This window comes from Nocardioides conyzicola (assembly GCF_039543825.1).
Lineage (GTDB): Bacteria > Actinomycetota > Actinomycetes > Propionibacteriales > Nocardioidaceae > Nocardioides > Nocardioides conyzicola.
In genome coordinates, this window is record NZ_BAABKM010000001.1 from 215,502 (window position 1) to 231,122 (window position 15,621).

A 15,621-nucleotide genomic window follows, 5' to 3' on the forward strand; every position below is an offset into this window, starting at 1 on the left:
GGGTTCGGTCCGAACCCTAACCTGAACGACGTTCACCTGAACACCGTTCAGGTCCGTCCGAAGGAACCGAGCATGGCGATGGCCGAGACCCCCACCACCCCCGAGACCGCGGAGGCGCCCGTCGCGCGCCGGCGGTCCACCACCACCGACATCGCGCTGATCGCGGCGTTCGCGGCGCTGATCTCGGCCTGCGCGTACGTCGGGGCGATCCCAGTCGGCGGCGCCGGGGTCCCGATCACCCTGCAGACCTTCGGCGTGATGCTCGCCGGCTGCGTCCTCGGCCCCGTCCGCGGGTTCCTCGCCGTCTCGCTCTACCTGCTCCTCGGCATCATCGGCCTGCCGGTCTTCGCCGAGCACTCCTCGGGCCTCGGCGTCTTCAGCGGCCCGAGCGCCGGCTACCTCTACGGGTTCCCGGTCGCGGCCGCGCTCGCCGGCTTCCTGGTGAAGTACGTCGCGCGCGAGCGGCGTACCCGCGCCCTCTGGGTGTTCGTCTGCTCCCTCGCCGGCAGCGTGCTGGTCATCCACCCGCTCGGCATCCTCGGCATGAAGCTCTACTTCGACGTCTCGTGGCACGACGCCTTCACCTACGACACGCCGTTCTGGATCGGCGACATCCTCAAGACCACGCTGGTCGCGCTGATCGCCGCCGAGGTGTTCCGCGCGTTCCCGTGGATGCAGCGCGTCGACAGCTGACGTTGCCCACCATCACGTTCGACGCCGCCGGCCTGACCGTCCCGGTCGCCGGCGGCACCCGGGTCGTCCTCGAGCCGACCACCGCGGAGCTGACCGAGCAGCGCATCGGGGTCATCGGCGCCAACGGCTCGGGCAAGTCGACGCTGGCCCGGATGATCAACGGCCTGGTCGCGCCGAGCGCCGGCCGGGTGCTCGTGGACGGCGTCGACGTGACCCGCCACGGCGCCGCCGTACGTCGGAAGGTGGGGTTCTGCTTCACCGACCCGGCCTCCCAGCTGGTGATGCCGACCTGCGTCGAGGACGTGGAGCTGTCCCTGCGGCGGCACGAGAAGAACGCCGGGCGCCGGCACGACCGGGCTCTCGAGGTGCTCGGCCGCTACGGCCTGGCGGAGCACGCCGACATCAGCGTGCACGCGCTGTCCGGTGGTCAGAAGCAGCTGCTCGCACTGGCCGGCGTGCTCGCGGTCGAGCCGGCCATCGTGGTCGCGGACGAGCCGACGACCCTGCTCGACCTCGCCAACACCCGCCGCGTCGCGGACCTGCTCTTCGGGCTCGACCAGCAGCTGGTGCTGGTCACCCACGACCTCGACCTCGCGCGCCGGTGCGACCGGGTGCTGGTGGTCGAGGACGCCCGGGTGCGGTACGACGGCGCGGCCGACGCCGCCGTCGACGACTACCTCGCCTCGGTCGCGTCGTGAGCACCACGGGACTCGTCGGCGTCTACCAGCCGGGGACGTCCTTGCTGCACCGGCTGCCGGTGGGCGTGAAGCTCGGCGGGCTGATGGTGCTGAGCCTGACGATCGTGCTGGTGCGGAGCATGCCGTGGGCGTGGGTGTTCCTGGCGGTCGCGCTGGCGCTGGCGCTGCTGGCGCGGGTCCGGCTGGGCACGCTCGCCCGAGCGGCCCGGACGGTGCTGTTCTTCGCGGTCTTCGTCGGCGCGCTGCAGTGGTGGTGGTACGGCCGCGACAAGGCGATCGAGACCTTCGTCGACCTGCTCGCCCTGTCGATCGCGGCGGTCGTCGTCTCGGCGACGACGCCCGTCAACGCGATGCTCGACTCGTTCATCCGGTGGATCACGCCCCTCCGGCCGATCGGCGTCGACCCCGAGCGCGTCGCGCTCACCATCGGCCTGGCGATCCAGGCGCTCCCCGGCACGGTCGCGCTGGCGGTCGAGACCCGCGACGCCGCCCGGGCCCGCGGCGTACGCCATCCCCGCGCCTACCTCGCGCCGTTCGTGGTGCGCGTCGTCGCGCGGGCCCACGAGACCGGTGACGCGCTCCACGCCCGCGGCCTCGGCGACGAGTGACCGGCGCTCCGGTCCGCGGACCCAAGCCCACGGGAGCTTGAGGTCACCTGGCCCAGAGGAGCAGCACCGTCGGGACGGCAGGAGCGAAGCCGACCAGCAGCACACCCGCCAGGTCACCGCGGTGGCGCCAGCCGACGGCTGTCGCGAGCAGCGCGACGACCAGTGAGAACACCTCCGTGTTGCCCCCGACGGCGTTGGTGGCCCAGGTGAGACCGACGGCGACGGCGAGGACGTAGCTCACGAGGCCGGGACGGTCGCGACCGATCATGGTGCGGGTCAGGGCGACCAGGACGAGCACGACGCCGGCGTACCAGATCGCGTGACCGACCACCTCGTCCCACAGGTGGGCGGTGTCGCTCGGGTGGGAGTTGCCCACAGAGTTGCCGGCCAGGTGGATGCCGTGGCCGGAGGCGTAGGCGAGCACGCCGGCGCCGAAGAGCCACCAGGTGCGCTCCTCGGCGCGGGCGGCGCGCAGCGTGAGTGCTGCCGGGAGCAGCACCAGCCACGGGACGAGCAGGTCGAGCCAGTCCGCCCAGCGGGTCTCGTCGGGACCGGTGCCGAGGCCGTCGGGGAGCAGGCCGAGGTGGTGGAGGACGGCGTACGACACGGCCGTCAGGGCCAGCCACCGGGAGTACACGGGCGTCAGTGTGGCGGATTCGCGGCGAGCCAGTCGGCAGCGCGCCGCCTGGAGGCGCGGGCGAGCCAGGCGTCCTGCACCACCTCGGCGATCTCGTCACGGGTGAGCTCGCCGATCCGGCTGCCGCGCAGCAGCACCGACGGGTGGCCGTCGAAGTGCGGCGTGGTGAAGAACGGGTTGGTCTCGTCGAGGATGATCGCGTCCTTCTCGATCGGGTCGACCCAGAAGACGATCACGTCGTCGTACCGCTCCCCCGTCTCCGGGTCGAACGCGTCGGGGCGCGGCGTCCGGAAGAACACGAACGACTTCTTGCCGACCTGGTAGACCGGTCGCTCGGGGGTCGTGCCGTCGGCGATCTCGACGTACGGCATCGCGAGGGCGATCTCATGGACGTCCTGGAGCTTGGCCTTGCGCGACCGTGGGCTCATCCGGAGTAGGGCACCTCGCTCTGCCAGTCGTCCGGGTCCTGGTGCACGGCGTCCCAGATCGCCTCGGCCACCCGGTCGGGCGTGAACGCTCCCTCGCGGCCGAGGGTGCCGCGGACCGTCACGGAGACCGCACGGATGCCGTCGGGCCGCAGCGTCGTGTCGAGACTGTGTACGAGGTTGCGTACGCCGGCCTTCTGCACGCCGAGCGACGCGGCCCGGTGCCAGGGCTGGTCGGCCGCCATGCTGCCGGTGACCGTCACCCGGCCTCCCGCCCCCATGAACGGGCGCGCGGCCTGGACCGCCGTGAGGAGGGCACCGACGCCGAGCGCGACGTCCTCGAGCAGGTCGGCGACGGTGAGCTCCAGCGGGTCCTGCTCGCGGAAGGCGCTCGGGTTGAAGTGGACCACGTCGATGCTGCCGAAGACCTCGCCCATCGCCGTGATCACCTCGGTCGTCGTCTCGACGTCGGTGACGTCGACGACCGCCGCCTGGCCGTTGGCACCGGCCGCCTCGAGCTCGGCACCGAGGGCGCCGAGCTGCTCCGCGTCGACGCCGAGCAGGCCGACGTCGTAGCCCTCCCGCGCGAAGAGCCGGGCCACGGACCCGCTCACCCCGGGGCCGGCGCCGACGATCAGGATCACGGGACGAGTCATGCGCTCACGGTACTCACCATCCCGGTGGCTTCCGGTCCGCCCAGGGCGCCGCCGCCTCGACCTGGCTGGCGAGGGAGAGCAGCAGCTCCTCCTCGGCGGGCCGCGCTGCGAGCATCACGCCGACCGGCAGCCCGTCGGGGGTCCAGTGCAGCGGGAGCGAGACCGCCGGCATGCCGGTGACGTTCCACGCCGAGGTCCAGGGGGTGAAGGCCTTCTGGGCGTCGAAGTCGGCCTGTGGGTCCGCGTCGTTGCGCATGGCGCCGACCGCGACCGGTGGGGTCGCGAGGGTGGGGGTCAGCACCGCGTCGTACGGCGCGAGCGCGGTCAGCGCGTCGGCGGCGAAGCGCCGCATCGCACCGATCGCCAGCCCGAACTCGGGACCGGTCACGGCGTTGCCCCTGGCCGAGAGCCAGCGGGTGAGCGGCCGGAGCAGGTGCTCCTTGTCGGGAGGTACGACGGAGAGCGCGGTCAGCACCGCCCAGCAGGTCTCGAAGACCGGGACCGCCTCGGACGGCAGCGGCACCGGGACGTCCACCACCTCGTGGCCGAGCGACTCGAGCAGCCGTGACGCGTCCTCCCACGCCAGCCGGCACTCGGGGTCGACGGGGGTGTCGGTGATGACGGGTGTGATGAAGCGAGCGACCCGGAGCCGCCCCGGGTCGCGACGAGTGGCGGCCAGGAAGGTCTCGGCAGGAGGTGGCGCCCAGGACGGATCCCCCACCCGACGACCGGCGAGCACGTCGAGCATCGCCGCCGCGTCGGCCACGGTCCGCGCGATCGGTCCGGCCGTGGCCAGACCCACCGGGTCGCCGTACACGGGGTGACCGCTGATCCGCCCCCGCGTGGGCTTGAGACCGACGAGTCCGCAGCAGGACGCCGGGATCCGGATCGAACCACCGCCGTCCGACCCCTGGGCGAGCGGCACCAGCCCGGCGGCCACGGCGGCCGCGGCTCCCCCGGACGAGCCGCCCGCGGTGCGGGTGCGGTCCCAGGGCGTGACGGCCGGTGGAGCGACGTCGGGCTCGGTGTAGCAGGGCGAGCCGAACTCCGGCGCGTTGGTCTTGCCGAGGCTGACCAGGCCGGCAGCCTCGATCGAGAGCGTCACGCCGTCGGAGACGTCCGGCACGTAGTCGGCGAACGCCGCGGAGCCGAAGGTCGTGCGGACGCCAGCGGTCAGGTTGAGGTCCTTGATCGCGGTCGGGACGCCGAAGAGCGGGCCGGCCGCGGCGGCGACGTCGAGCCCGGCCGCCCGGGAGCGGGCCAGCTCGGGCGTGAGCGTGACGAACGCGCCGACCGAGTCCAGCCGGTCGGCGCGTTCGAGGTAGTGCTCGGTGAGCTCGAGCGGCGACACCTCGCGGCGTCGCACCAGGTCGCCCTGCTCGAGGGCGGTCAGGTCATGGAGTTCGGCCACGACCCGACGGTAGCGCTCAGGCGGCCACGGTCTCCGTGTCGTGGTCGACCAGGAGGCGCACGGCGTTGGCGAGCCGGGCGAGGACCTCGGGGTCCGTCAGCACGTCGACCTCGAGGGCCGACTGCGAGACGGTGACGTCCTCGACGACCTGGGCACCCGCGATGCCGGCGGAGCGGACGGCGTCGGCGTGGGCCCACTTGCCGCCGTACGGCGTCGGGGTGGCGCCGATGACGCCGAAGGGCTTGCCGACCAGGGCGCCGGCGCCGTACGGGCGCGACAGCCAGTCGATGGCGTTGCTGAGGACGGCGGGCATCCGCCCGTTGTACTCGGGGGTCACGGCGAGGACGCGGTCGGCTCCGCCGACCTGCTCGCGCAGCCGGGCGGCCGCGGCGGGGATGTCGGTCGCGTTGTCGACGTCCTGGTTGTAGAACGGGACCTCACCGAGTCCGTCGATGATCTGGATGTCGACGCCGTCGGGTGCCTGGTCGCGCAGGACCTCGGCGAGCTTGCGGTTGACGGAGTCGCTGCGGAGGCTGCCGACGAGGACGGCGATGCTGGTGGAGGTGGTCATGTCCCTTCAAACGGACTGCGGTCCGCTTTACATTCCCGCGCGTCGCGTGGGCTGGCTCACTAGGGTGGCGCCGAGATGTCCGAACGCCGCCTGCTCCCCCTCCTCGACGCCCCGCCGCCGGAGCGCCGCGACGCCGCGCGCAACCGGGTGGCGCTGCTCGACGCCGCGGCGCGCCTGGTCGCGCAGCACGGCGCCACGGGCGTCACCATGGACGCGGTCGCCGCCGAGGCGGGCGTCGGCAAGGGCACGGTGTTCCGGCGCTTCCAGTCGCGCGAAGGGCTGATGGGGGCCCTGCTCAACCATTCCGAGACCGACTGGCAGGCCTCGGTGATGTCCGGACCGCCGCCCCTCGGACCGGGCGCCGAGCCGTGGGACCGGCTGCTGGAGTTCGGCCGCTCGCGGCTGGAGACGACACTGCTGCACGCGGAGCTGATCCGCGCCGCGGGTCGCGCCGGCACGCGCTCGTACGCGGCGTACTCGTTCTCGGTCCTGCACGTGCGCTACCTGCTGCACGAGCTCGGCGTCACCGGCGACCTGCCGCTCCTCGCGGTCGCGCTGCTGGCGCCGCTGGAGGCGCCGGTCCTCGACCAGCAGGTCAGCGTCGACGGCTTCCACCGCGAGCGGGTCTACGCCGGCTGGGTCGACCTCGCCGGCCGGATCGTGGGTCGCTGACCGCTCAGGCCTCCTGGCGACGCAGCCCGAACGTGACGCCGTCGACCAGCGCGCCCCAGGACGCCTCGATGACGTTGGCGCCGACGCCGACGGTGACCCACGACGACTCGCCGTCGCTGGTCTCGATCAGCACCCGGGTGATCGCGTCGGTGCCGTGGCCCTGGTCGAGGATGCGCACCTTGTAGTCGATGAGCTCGAACTTCGCGACCGCCGGGTAGGCGCGGCCGATGGCCTCGCGCAGCGCGTGGTCGAGGGCGTTGACGGGGCCGTTGCCCTCGCCGGTCATCACGTAGCGGACGCCGTCGGCCTTGAGCTTCACGGTCGCCTCCGAGACGGCCTCGCCGTGCGGCGCCGTCTCGGTGATGACTCTCCAGGACTCGACCTCGAAGTACGTCGGGCGCGCGCCCTCGACCTCCTCGATCAGCAGCAGCTCGAACGACGCATCGGCGGCCTCGAACGTGTAGCCGGTGTTCTCCATGACCTTGACCCGGTCGGTGATCCGGGTGACCAGCTCGCGGTCGCCGGAGAGGTCGAAGCCGAGCTCGCGTCCCTTGAGCTCGATCGACGCCCGGCCCGCCATGTCGGAGACCAGCAGCCTCATGTCGTTGCCGACGCCCGCGGGGTCCATGTGCTGGTAGAGGTCCGGGTCGACCTTGATGGCGCTCGCGTGCAGGCCGGCCTTGTGGGTGAACGCCGAGCTGCCGACGTACGGCTGCCGCGACGCGGGCGGGAAGTTGGTGACCTCGGCGACCGCGTGCGCGATCCGGGTCGCGTCGGAGAGCAGGCCGGGCGGCAGCACCCGCCGGTCCAGCTTGAGCTCGAGGTTGGCGACGACGGAGACGAGGTCGGCGTTGCCGGTGCGCTCGCCGTACCCGTTGATCGTGCCCTGCACGTGCGTGGCGCCGGCGTCGACGGCGGCGAGCGTGTTGGCCACGGCGCAGCCGGTGTCGTTGTGGCAGTGGATGCCGACCCGCACCTGGGCGTGCTCGCGGACGTCGTGGACGACGTCGCCGACCCAGCCGGGCAGCATGCCGCCGTTGGTGTCGCAGAGCGCGATCACCTCGGCGCCCGCGTCGTACGCCGTGCGCAGCACCTCGAGCGCGTAGTCGCGGTTGGCGCGGTAGCCGTCGAAGAAGTGCTCGGCGTCGAGGAAGACCGTCTGCCCCTCGGCGCGCAGGTGGGAGACGGTGTCGCGGATCATCGCGAGGTTCTCCTCCAGCGTGGTCCGCAGCGCGAGCTCGACGTGCCGGTCGTGCGACTTCGCCACCAGGGTCACCACGCTCGCACCGCTGTCGCGCAGCGCGGCGACGAGCGGGTCGTCCGCGGCGCGTACGCCGGCCCGCCTGGTCGCCCCGAAGGCGGCGAGCTTGGCGTTGCGCAGGTCGAGCTCACCGGCCGCGCGCCGGAAGAACTCGGTGTCCTTCGGGTTCGCCCCCGGCCAGCCGCCCTCGATGTAGCCGACGCCGAGGCCGTCGAGCTGCTTCGCGATCGACAGCTTGTCGGCGACCGAGAGGCTCAGGCCCTCCTGCTGGGCGCCGTCGCGCAAGGTCGTGTCGTAGACGTGGAAGTCGCCGTGGAGGTCCATCGGGGGTCCTGTTCAGTCTGTTTCGAGCAACAAAAAAACCCCTCGAGAACGAGAGGTTGGCGCGTCGTGCCCGGGGATCGGTGGGCGTCGACGCGCTAGGAAATAATGATCACGTGGTGATGCACGTCGTCATCGTGCCACGGCGACCACATCATGGACCAGGGATCTCGACATGCGGCTCGCCACCGGCGGGGTCCCAGCTTGCCCCCGACACGTCGGCGCGGAAGCCCAGCGCGGCGGCGATCGCGAGCACGACGACGAGCGCGACGGCCCAACGGCGTACGTCGACCGCGAGGGGCACGACGATCCGGTTGACCGGTCCACGGAGGCGAGAGCCGCCCGGCCCCCACCACAGCGAGCCCGCGAGCACGACGCCGCAGACGAAGAGCGCCAGCTCGATGCCCGTGGAGATGGCGTAGCAGACCAGGGCCGCCGCGGACGCCAGGCCGAGCGCCCACAGCCCGAGCAGCACCGCCCCCGGGATCGACTGGACGAGGTGCCACGGAGCAGCGACGAGCAGCTGCATGCCGTCGTACCACTTGCGGCCGCGGTACTGCCGCCGCTGGTCGTGCGCCGACGCGGCCAGCGAGATGCTGCGCAGGAGCCAGGTCAGCAGGAGGAGCAGGCCGACCACGAGCCAGGGGTACGCCGCCGCCCCGGCGCCGGCCGCGAGCGCGCCGGCGACCAGCAGCGCGCCGCGGCGGACCCGCTCCCCGAGCGTGGCCCGCGGCTCCTCGTAGAGCGCGGTCGCTCCCTCGGGCGGGAGGGCGAGGGTGTACGGCTCGGGGGTGTTGTGGCCGGGCCACACGTCGGTCTCGTCGTCGGCGCCGGCTTGGGCGGCCAGCGCGAGCGGCACCGTGTAGGGGTCGTGCTCGACCGCGACCGGCGGGGCGACCGTCGGCGCGTCGCGCCGCGTGGTCAGCGGCCGGAGCCAGGCCAGCAGCTGCGGGAAGGTCGGCCGGTTGCGCGGCTCCGGGTCGAGCGCGGAGGCGACGACCTGGCGCAGGTCGTCGGGCAGCCCGGTGAGGTCGAACTGACCCCGTCGTACGCGGTCCATGATCGCCATCGACGGACCACGCCCGAACGGCGGATGGCCGAGGCCGGCGTACGCGACCGTCGCCGCCCAGGAGTGGACGTCGGACGCGGCGGTCGCGTCCTCGCCGTACAGGATCTCGGGCGCCAGGTAGCCCGGGGTGCCGAGGAGCCAGCCGGTGTGGGTGAGCTTGGGGTCGTCGGCGACCCGGGCGAGCCCGAAGTCGATGAGGATCGGGGTGCGGCCCTCCATCAGCACGTTGGACGGCTTGACGTCGCGGTGCAGCACGCCGACCGCGTGCACCGAGGTGATGCCCTCGGCGAGGCCGGCGGCGAACCAGTACAGGTCGGGGCCCTCGATCGCACCGTCCTCCACGATCAGGTCGTGGAGGGACAGCCCGGGGACGTAGCGGGTGGCGACGTACGGGATCGGCGCCCAGGGGTCCGAGTCGACGATGCCGGCGACCCAGGGGCTGCTGACGCGCTGGAGGGAGCCGACCTCGCGGGCCAGCCGGTGGCGGGCCTCGTCGTCGCCGACGATGTGCGGCCGCAGCACCTTGAGCGCGACCCGGTCCCCGTCACCGCGGCGGGCGAGGTGCACCACGCCCATGCCGCCCTCGCCGAGCTTGGCCAGCAGCGTGTAGCCGCCCACCATGGGCCGCTCGCCCGACCCGGCGGACCCGGCACTCGCGGAGGAGGTCGTCACGGGCCGAGGCTACCCGTGACCCAGCCCTCGACCCGGCAGGCCGGCACCCCCTTCAGTCCGCGTCGGCGATATGACTAAGGTAAGCCTTACCTTTATCGCCGTCTCCTGGGGACCCCATGACCTCGATCGCACCGCAGCAGGTCGCGCCGACCACGCGGCAGCTCGCCCCGCTGCGCCGGGGCTCGGTGCGCGGGCTCGTGGTGCTGACCCTGCTCCTGGTGCTCGCCGGTCTGGTCAGCCTCGCGGTGGGGAGCCGGCCCATCTCGCTCGGCACCGTGGTCGACGTGCTGGTGCACCCCGACGGCTCCGACGCCTCGACGATCGTCCACGACCTGCGCATCCCGCGGACGATCCTGGCGATCGCGGTGGGGATCTCGCTGGGCATCGCGGGCGCCCTGATGCAGGGCCACACCCGCAACCCGCTCGCCGACCCGGGTCTGCTCGGCGTCGAGGCGGGCGCGGCGTTCGCCGTCGTGATCGGCATCTACGTGTTCCACGTCCAGGACCTGACCGGCTACGCGTGGTTCTCGCTCGCCGGCGCCGGTCTGGCGGCGGCCGCGGTCTTCGCCATCGGCTCCACCAAGGGCGGCCCGGACCCGATCTCGCTGGTCCTGGCCGGTACGGCGGTGAGCGCACTGCTGGCCGCGCTCACGCAGACCGTCATCCTCCGCGACGTGGACACCCTCGACGCCTACCGGTTCTGGGCGGTCGGCTCGGTCTCCGGGCGAGGCATGGACGTCTTCTGGGAGGTCCTGCCCTTCATGGTCGTCGGGCTGGTGCTGGCCGTGCTGAGCGCCTCGACCCTCAACCTGCTGCAGCTCGGGGACGACGTCGCCGTCTCGCTCGGCATGCACCCGATGCGGCACAAGGCCATCGGCGTGCTGGGCGTGATGCTGCTGACCGGTGCGGCGACGGCGGCGTGCGGTCCGGTCGGCTTCGTCGGCCTGGTCGTGCCGCACGTGGCCCGGCACTTCGCGGGCGTCGACTACCGCTGGGTGATCCCCTACTCGGGCTTCATCGGCGGCCTCCTCGTGGTGCTCGCCGACGTCGTCGGGCGCGTCGTCGTACGCCCCGGTGAGCTGCAGGTCGGCATCGTGATGGCGCTGGTCGGCGGACCGGTCTTCATCTACCTGGTCCGCCGCACCCGGATGGTGCGGATATGAGCACGCTCAGCACGCCCCTTCGGGTCGGCCCGCTGTCGTGGCTGGTGCCGATGCGCGCCGGGATCACCGTCGTCGGCGGCCTCGTGGTGCTGGGGGTGCTGGTCGCGCTCGACCTCTCCATGGGCGACTTCAAGATCCCGGTGAGCGACGTGCTCCGCACGCTGCTCGGGGGCGGCGACGCCGGCGAACGGTTCATCGTGATGGAGCTGCGCCTGCCGCAGACCCTCGTCGCCATCCTCGTCGGCGCGGCCCTCGGCCTTGCCGGCGCGCTCACCCAGACCTTCGCCCGCAACCCCCTGGCCAGCCCCGACATCCTCGGCGTCACCGAGGGTGCCGCCCTGGGCGCGGTCGCGGTGATCGTGATCGCCGGGGGCTCCGGGTACGGCGGCGGCCTGGTCGCCGGCACCCTCCAGACCGTCGGGCTGCCGGTGGCGGCGTTCGCCGGCGCGCTCCTCACCGCCACGCTGCTCTACGTCCTGTCGTGGCGCCGCGGCATCGACGGGCAGCGCCTGGTCCTGATCGGCATCGGCCTCAGCTTCGTCCTCTCGGCCGGTACGTCGTGGCTGCTGGTGAAGGCCCGGATCCAGGACGCCGCCAGCGCCCAGGTGTGGCTCAACGGCTCGCTCAACGGGCGCGGCTGGGAGCAGGCGACGCCGTTGCTCTGGGCGCTCGTCGTGCTGGTGCCGGTGTCGGTGCTGCTCGCGCGGTCGCTCAACGCCCTCCAGCTCGGCGACGACTCGGCGCGCGGCCTCGGCGTACGCCTCCAGCTGACGCAGCTGATGACCCTGGTCGCGGCCGTCGGCCTGGTCGCGGTCTCGGTCTCCGCGGTCGGACCCCTGGAGTTCGTCGCCTTCGTCGTCCCCCAGATCGCGCTGCGCCTGACGGCCGGCTCCCGGCCGCCGATGCTGGCCTCGATGGTCCTCGGCGCCTGCCTGGTCGTGGGCGCGGACCTCGTGACGCGCGTGGTCATCCCCTTCCCGCTCCCCGCCGGGATCGTCACGGCGGCGATCGGCGCGCCGTACCTGATCTGGCTGCTCCTCCGTAGGAACCGAAAGGTGTCGGCATGAGCACCCCACGAAACTGCGGGCCTCCCCCGCTTCGCTCCTCCATCCCACACTTTCGAGGGGACCCCGCAATGAATGCACGTCTGCGCACCGAGTCCGTCACCGTCGGGTACGGCGGCGACCCCGTCGTCCGCGACCTGTCGCTCGACCTCGCCGACGGCCACGTCACGACCATCGTCGGGCCCAACGGCTGCGGCAAGTCGACCCTGCTGCGCACCATGTCGCGGCTCCTCAGGCCGACCAGCGGCACGGTCTACCTCGACGGCGAGTCCATCCACGACGTGCACACCCGCCAGGTCGCCCGGACGATGGCGCTGCTCCCGCAGAGCCCGATCGCACCGGACGGCCTGCTCGTGCGCGACCTGGTCGGCCGGGGCCGCCACCCGCACCAGCGCTGGTTCAGCCAGTGGTCGCCCGAGGACGAGCAGATCGTCGACCGCGCGCTCGAGATGACCGACACCGCCGCCCTGCGGGACCGGCCGCTCGACCAGCTCTCCGGCGGCCAGCGGCAGCGGGCCTGGATCGCCATGACCCTGGCCCAGGACACCGACCTGCTGCTGCTCGACGAGCCGACGACGTACCTCGACCTCGCCCACCAGGTGGAGATCCTCGACCTGGTGACCCGGCTCAACCGGGAGCGCGGCCGCACCGTCGTGATGGTGCTCCACGACCTCAACCTCGCCGCCCGCTACAGCGACACGATCGTGGTGATGAAGGACGGCGTCGTGGTCACCCAGGGCGCCCCCACCGACGTCTTCACGCCGGCCCTGCTCGCCACCACGTTCGGCCTCGCGGCCGACATCCTGCCGGACCCCCGCACGGGGCTCCCGATCATCGTCCCCACCACCCAGCTGAGAGAACTCGCCGATGCGCCGCACTCCTGACCCCCCCCCGACGCCGACTCCTCGCGGGAGGTGTCGCCCTGCTCACCGCGGCCGTGCTGGCCGCCTGCGGCAGCGACTCCGGCTCGAGCGCCGCACCCGTGGGCAGCGCCACCCCCAGCTCGGGCCCGTGGTCCTACACCGACGACCTCGGCCAGACGGTCAAGCTGGACAAGACGCCCGTGCGGATCGCGGCGTACGGCGACGCCGCCGCCGCGCTGTGGCACTTCGGGATCACGCCGGTGGCGATCTTCACCTGGATGGACCCGGCGAAGGACACCATGTTCGACGGCCTCGACCTCGGCGACACCGAGGTCGTCGGCTCGACGTACGGCGAGATCAGCCTCGAGAAGCTGGCCGCCGCGAAGCCCGACATCATCGTCGCGACGTCGTACACCGGCGACACCGCCGACGAGATGTACGGCTTCAAGGACAAGACCCAGCTCGCGAAGATCAAGGCGATCGCGCCGGTCGTCGCCGTGGCCCAGGTCGGGTCGATGAAGGACGTCATCGAGACCAACGAGGAGCTGGTCGCGTCGCTCGGCGTCGACACCGGCGCGGGCAGCCAGGTGGCCGAGGACAAGGCGGCGTTCGAGGCGGCCTCCGCCGACCTGACCGAGGCCGCGAAGAGCGGTCTGTCGGTGATCCCGATCTACGCGGACGGCGACGGCCTCTACATCGCGAAGGCGCCCGACGACCCGGCGCTGAAGTACTACCAGGACCTCGGCGTGAGCTTCACCGAGATCGGCGGCAAGGACTACTACTGGGAGATCCTCAGTTGGGAGAACGCCGACCGCTACGAGGGTGACGTCCTGATCAACGCGACCCGCAACTCCTACTCGCTGAAGCAGCTCGGTGAGCAGCCCACCTTCGCCCGGCTGGCGGCGTTCCAGGCCGGGCAGGTCCACCCGTGGGACTCCGCGTCGATGGACTACCCGTCGCAGACGGTCTACATGAAGGAGCTCGCCGGCTGGCTGAGCACCGACGAGGACGTCGTCTCGTAGGTCGGCCGCTACCGCTCAGGCCAGACCGACCAGCGCCGCCGACCGCTCCCAGAGCCCGTCGATGATCGCCTGGTCGTGCGCCTGCTTGTTCTCGCGGCCGTCGGCCTTGAAGCGGTCGAAGTACCGGCCGTTGAACTCGGGGTCGGGGCCGCGCTCGGCGAGGGCGATCAGCGGCGCCGCGCCGTCGGGGACGCTGATCGTGGCCCAGCGCTTGACCGGCGAGCGGTAGACGAGCCCGATGAACCACGAGTCGCGCCCGAAGGAGCTGCCGACCGGGCCGGGGTGCACGGCGACCGACACGACGCCGTCGTCGGCCCACCGCTGCTGGATGCCGCGGGTGAAGGCGATGTTCATCAGCTTGCCGGTGCCGTAGGCACGCAGCTCCATCGCCCGCCGGTGCTCGTAGTCGAGGTCGTCGAGCACGATCTTGCCCATCAGGTTGCCGATGCTGGAGGTGTTGACGACCAGCGACGAGCCGGCCGCAGCGAGCTTCGGGCGGAGCAGGTTGGTGAGCAGGAACGGCGCCAGGTGGTTGACCTGGAAGTTGGGCTCGTGCCCGTCGTGGGTCTTCCTCGACGGGGCGAACGTCCCACCGGCGTTGTTCATCAGCAGGTCCAGCGTCCCCACCCGCTCGCCGACCTCGTCGGCCAGGCGGCGTACGTCGTCCAGCCGGGAGAAGTCGGCGATCAGCGGCTCGGTGCCGACCGCCTCGGCGACCGGCCGGAGCTTGTCCGCCGACCGCCCGGTGACGTGCACCGTCGCTCCCCTGGACGCGAGCACCCGGGCCGTCTCGGCGCCGATCCCGTCGCTCGCACCGGTCACCAGGACCGTGCGGCCCGCCATCGTCTGATCGCTCATGCGCCGAGCCTAGGGCCGCCTCCTACGACCAAGGGTCCTCACGCTGCCACACGGTCGGGAAGTGGACCGTGAGGCCCGACGCCGCGGCGAGCTCCTCGAGGAGCCGCACCGTGACGTCGAGGTCGTCGCCGAGGTAGGGCAGCGCGCGCAGCGGCTGGTCGAGCGGGCGGAAGAAGTCGTCCCAGTGGGTCAGCACGACACGCGTCGCGCCGACTGCCGCGACCGTCTCGGCCCAGTAGGTCCGGATGTAGTCCTCGCTCTGGACGCCGAGCTGGCCGACGCCGAGGTAGGCGACGTCGGCACGCCGCCCGGTCAGCGAGCCCTCGACGTACCCGGCACTCCCCTGCAGCAGCGCGCTCTGCCCGCCGGCGTGCTCCACCAGGATCGACCAGGCCTCACCGCACTTGTAGGCGCCCGCCTTCACGGGAGGTACGACGGGCGCGGTGATCTCGCCCGGGAACCGGTCGGGTGGGCAGTGGTGCGACTCGATGAACGTGAGCGTGAAGGCGCCGTACGACATCGGCTCGCCGGGCGTCACCACGCGGATCCGGTCCTCGGGGAGGCCGTGGCCGCGGCCGACGTACGCCGTGGACGCGCCACCGACGAGGTCGGCGCCCGTCCGGTCGGCCACCACGGCGGAGTCCATCGCGTGGTCGTAGTGCGAGTGCACCGGGATGACGGCGGCCAGCCGGTCCGCGCCGACGCGGGCCAGGGCGGCGTCGATGCGGACCGGGTCAGGCGCGATCCTGCCGAGCGTGACCTTCCCGAGCGAGGGTCGCGAGAAGAAGCCGTCGGTCAGCAACCGCGTCTCACCGTCGTCGAGCAGCAGGCTCGTGACGCCGAGGAAGGTGACGCCGAAGAGCCCCGCGGCCGGCGGGACGTCGAAGCGGTCGGCGTACTGGCCGATGTCGGGGCGGCCGAGCTTGAGGCGCATGGCCGCACGCTACCCAGGTCGCC

General features: G+C 72.6%; 17 protein-coding genes. 8 read left to right on the plus strand and 9 right to left on the minus strand.

The window, feature by feature from the left end:
- Positions 1-72 precede the first annotated feature (72 nt).
- The 3 genes from ABEA34_RS01080 to ABEA34_RS01090 are packed head-to-tail and all read left to right on the plus strand — an operon-like array spanning position 73 to position 1,999.
- Positions 73-693, plus strand: coding sequence for a biotin transporter BioY (locus tag ABEA34_RS01080; protein WP_345518358.1), 621 nt, complete (start codon positions 73-75; stop codon positions 691-693).
- Between the two features lie 2 nt (positions 694-695).
- Positions 696-1,391 carry an energy-coupling factor ABC transporter ATP-binding protein gene (locus ABEA34_RS01085; protein WP_345518360.1) on the plus strand — a complete coding sequence of 232 codons (696 nt, stop codon included), beginning with the start codon at positions 696-698 and terminating at the stop codon, positions 1,389-1,391.
- Positions 1,388-1,999 (plus strand): energy-coupling factor transporter transmembrane component T family protein, encoded by a 612-nt coding sequence (locus ABEA34_RS01090; RefSeq protein WP_345518362.1) that lies wholly within the window; start codon positions 1,388-1,390, stop codon positions 1,997-1,999. Before ABEA34_RS01085 ends, ABEA34_RS01090 begins: the two co-directional genes overlap by 4 nt.
- A gap of 43 nt (positions 2,000-2,042) precedes the next feature.
- Here the strand turns inward: ABEA34_RS01090 and ABEA34_RS01095 are convergent, their stop codons facing one another.
- The 5 genes from ABEA34_RS01095 to ABEA34_RS01115 are packed head-to-tail and all read right to left on the minus strand — an operon-like array spanning position 2,043 to position 5,699.
- Positions 2,043-2,636: a hypothetical protein gene (locus ABEA34_RS01095; RefSeq protein WP_345518364.1), complete on the minus strand. Its 594-nt coding sequence runs from the start codon at positions 2,634-2,636 to the stop codon at positions 2,043-2,045.
- 5 nt (positions 2,637-2,641) lie between these two features.
- Entirely contained in the window at positions 2,642-3,064 is a 423-nt protein-coding gene (locus ABEA34_RS01100; RefSeq protein WP_345518366.1) for an MmcQ/YjbR family DNA-binding protein, read from the minus strand.
- Positions 3,061-3,717, minus strand: coding sequence for an SDR family oxidoreductase (locus tag ABEA34_RS01105; protein WP_345518367.1), 657 nt, complete (start codon positions 3,715-3,717; stop codon positions 3,061-3,063). The genes ABEA34_RS01100 and ABEA34_RS01105 overlap by 4 nt, the downstream gene beginning before the upstream one ends.
- Positions 3,718-3,730: 13 nt before the next feature.
- The gene (locus ABEA34_RS01110; protein WP_345518369.1) at positions 3,731-5,128 is read right to left on the minus strand and encodes an amidase; all 1,398 of its coding nucleotides are present in this window, start codon (positions 5,126-5,128) and stop codon (positions 3,731-3,733) included.
- A 16-nt stretch (positions 5,129-5,144) separates the two neighbouring features.
- Complete coding sequence (locus ABEA34_RS01115) at positions 5,145-5,699, minus strand: NAD(P)H-dependent oxidoreductase (RefSeq protein WP_345518371.1); 555 nt, start codon at positions 5,697-5,699, stop codon at positions 5,145-5,147.
- Positions 5,700-5,774: 75 nt separating this feature from the next.
- On the opposite strand from ABEA34_RS01115, the gene ABEA34_RS01120 reads away from it, so the two are divergent.
- Positions 5,775-6,371, plus strand: a complete 597-nt coding sequence (locus tag ABEA34_RS01120) for a TetR/AcrR family transcriptional regulator (RefSeq protein WP_345518373.1) — start codon at positions 5,775-5,777, stop codon at positions 6,369-6,371.
- A 4-nt stretch (positions 6,372-6,375) separates the two neighbouring features.
- Here ABEA34_RS01120 and cimA read toward each other — a convergent pair whose 3' ends face one another.
- Both cimA and ABEA34_RS01130 read right to left on the minus strand, forming a co-directional pair.
- The gene (gene cimA, locus ABEA34_RS01125) at positions 6,376-7,956 is read right to left on the minus strand and encodes a citramalate synthase (protein ID WP_345518375.1); all 1,581 of its coding nucleotides are present in this window, start codon (positions 7,954-7,956) and stop codon (positions 6,376-6,378) included.
- A gap of 151 nt (positions 7,957-8,107) precedes the next feature.
- On the minus strand, positions 8,108-9,694 hold the full coding sequence (locus ABEA34_RS01130) for a serine/threonine-protein kinase (protein WP_345518377.1): 1,587 nt from the start codon (positions 9,692-9,694) through the stop codon (positions 8,108-8,110).
- 116 nt (positions 9,695-9,810) lie between these two features.
- Here ABEA34_RS01130 and ABEA34_RS01135 point away from each other — a divergent pair, with 116 nt between their 5' ends.
- From ABEA34_RS01135 to ABEA34_RS01150, 4 genes are all read left to right on the plus strand, one after another.
- Entirely contained in the window at positions 9,811-10,857 is a 1,047-nt protein-coding gene (locus tag ABEA34_RS01135; protein WP_345518379.1) for a FecCD family ABC transporter permease, read from the plus strand.
- Positions 10,854-11,924 carry a FecCD family ABC transporter permease gene (locus tag ABEA34_RS01140; RefSeq protein ID WP_345518381.1) on the plus strand — a complete coding sequence of 357 codons (1,071 nt, stop codon included), beginning with the start codon at positions 10,854-10,856 and terminating at the stop codon, positions 11,922-11,924. The genes ABEA34_RS01135 and ABEA34_RS01140 overlap by 4 nt, the downstream gene beginning before the upstream one ends.
- A 68-nt stretch (positions 11,925-11,992) precedes the next feature.
- Positions 11,993-12,805 carry an ABC transporter ATP-binding protein gene (locus ABEA34_RS01145; protein ID WP_345518383.1) on the plus strand — a complete coding sequence of 271 codons (813 nt, stop codon included), beginning with the start codon at positions 11,993-11,995 and terminating at the stop codon, positions 12,803-12,805.
- Between the two features lie 53 nt (positions 12,806-12,858).
- On the plus strand, positions 12,859-13,806 hold the full coding sequence (locus tag ABEA34_RS01150; RefSeq protein WP_345518385.1) for an ABC transporter substrate-binding protein: 948 nt from the start codon (positions 12,859-12,861) through the stop codon (positions 13,804-13,806).
- A gap of 15 nt (positions 13,807-13,821) precedes the next feature.
- Here ABEA34_RS01150 and ABEA34_RS01155 read toward each other — a convergent pair whose 3' ends face one another.
- Entirely contained in the window at positions 13,822-14,664 is an 843-nt protein-coding gene (locus ABEA34_RS01155) for an SDR family NAD(P)-dependent oxidoreductase (RefSeq protein ID WP_345518387.1), read from the minus strand.
- Positions 14,665-14,686: 22 nt separating this feature from the next.
- Positions 14,687-15,598 carry an MBL fold metallo-hydrolase gene (locus ABEA34_RS01160; RefSeq protein WP_345518389.1) on the minus strand — a complete coding sequence of 304 codons (912 nt, stop codon included), beginning with the start codon at positions 15,596-15,598 and terminating at the stop codon, positions 14,687-14,689.
- Positions 15,599-15,621 lie beyond the last annotated feature (23 nt).

What these genes read in the sequence shown, in the direction of transcription:
- ABEA34_RS01080 (WP_345518358.1), top strand. Translation starts at nt 73, where the DNA reads ATGGCGATGGCCGAGACCCCCACCACCCCCGAGACCGCGGAGGCGCCC.
- ABEA34_RS01100 (WP_345518366.1), bottom strand. Translation starts at nt 3,064, where the DNA reads ATGAGCCCACGGTCGCGCAAGGCCAAGCTCCAGGACGTCCATGAGATC.
- ABEA34_RS01105 (WP_345518367.1), bottom strand. Translation starts at nt 3,717, where the DNA reads ATGACTCGTCCCGTGATCCTGATCGTCGGCGCCGGCCCCGGGGTGAGC.
- ABEA34_RS01115 (WP_345518371.1), bottom strand. Translation starts at nt 5,699, where the DNA reads ATGACCACCTCCACCAGCATCGCCGTCCTCGTCGGCAGCCTCCGCAGC.
- ABEA34_RS01120 (WP_345518373.1), top strand. Translation starts at nt 5,775, where the DNA reads ATGTCCGAACGCCGCCTGCTCCCCCTCCTCGACGCCCCGCCGCCGGAG.
- cimA (WP_345518375.1), bottom strand. Translation starts at nt 7,956, where the DNA reads ATGGACCTCCACGGCGACTTCCACGTCTACGACACGACCTTGCGCGAC.
- ABEA34_RS01135 (WP_345518379.1), top strand. Translation starts at nt 9,811, where the DNA reads ATGACCTCGATCGCACCGCAGCAGGTCGCGCCGACCACGCGGCAGCTC.
- ABEA34_RS01140 (WP_345518381.1), top strand. Translation starts at nt 10,854, where the DNA reads ATGAGCACGCTCAGCACGCCCCTTCGGGTCGGCCCGCTGTCGTGGCTG.
- ABEA34_RS01145 (WP_345518383.1), top strand. Translation starts at nt 11,993, where the DNA reads ATGAATGCACGTCTGCGCACCGAGTCCGTCACCGTCGGGTACGGCGGC.
- ABEA34_RS01155 (WP_345518387.1), bottom strand. Translation starts at nt 14,664, where the DNA reads ATGAGCGATCAGACGATGGCGGGCCGCACGGTCCTGGTGACCGGTGCG.
- ABEA34_RS01160 (WP_345518389.1), bottom strand. Translation starts at nt 15,598, where the DNA reads ATGCGCCTCAAGCTCGGCCGCCCCGACATCGGCCAGTACGCCGACCGC.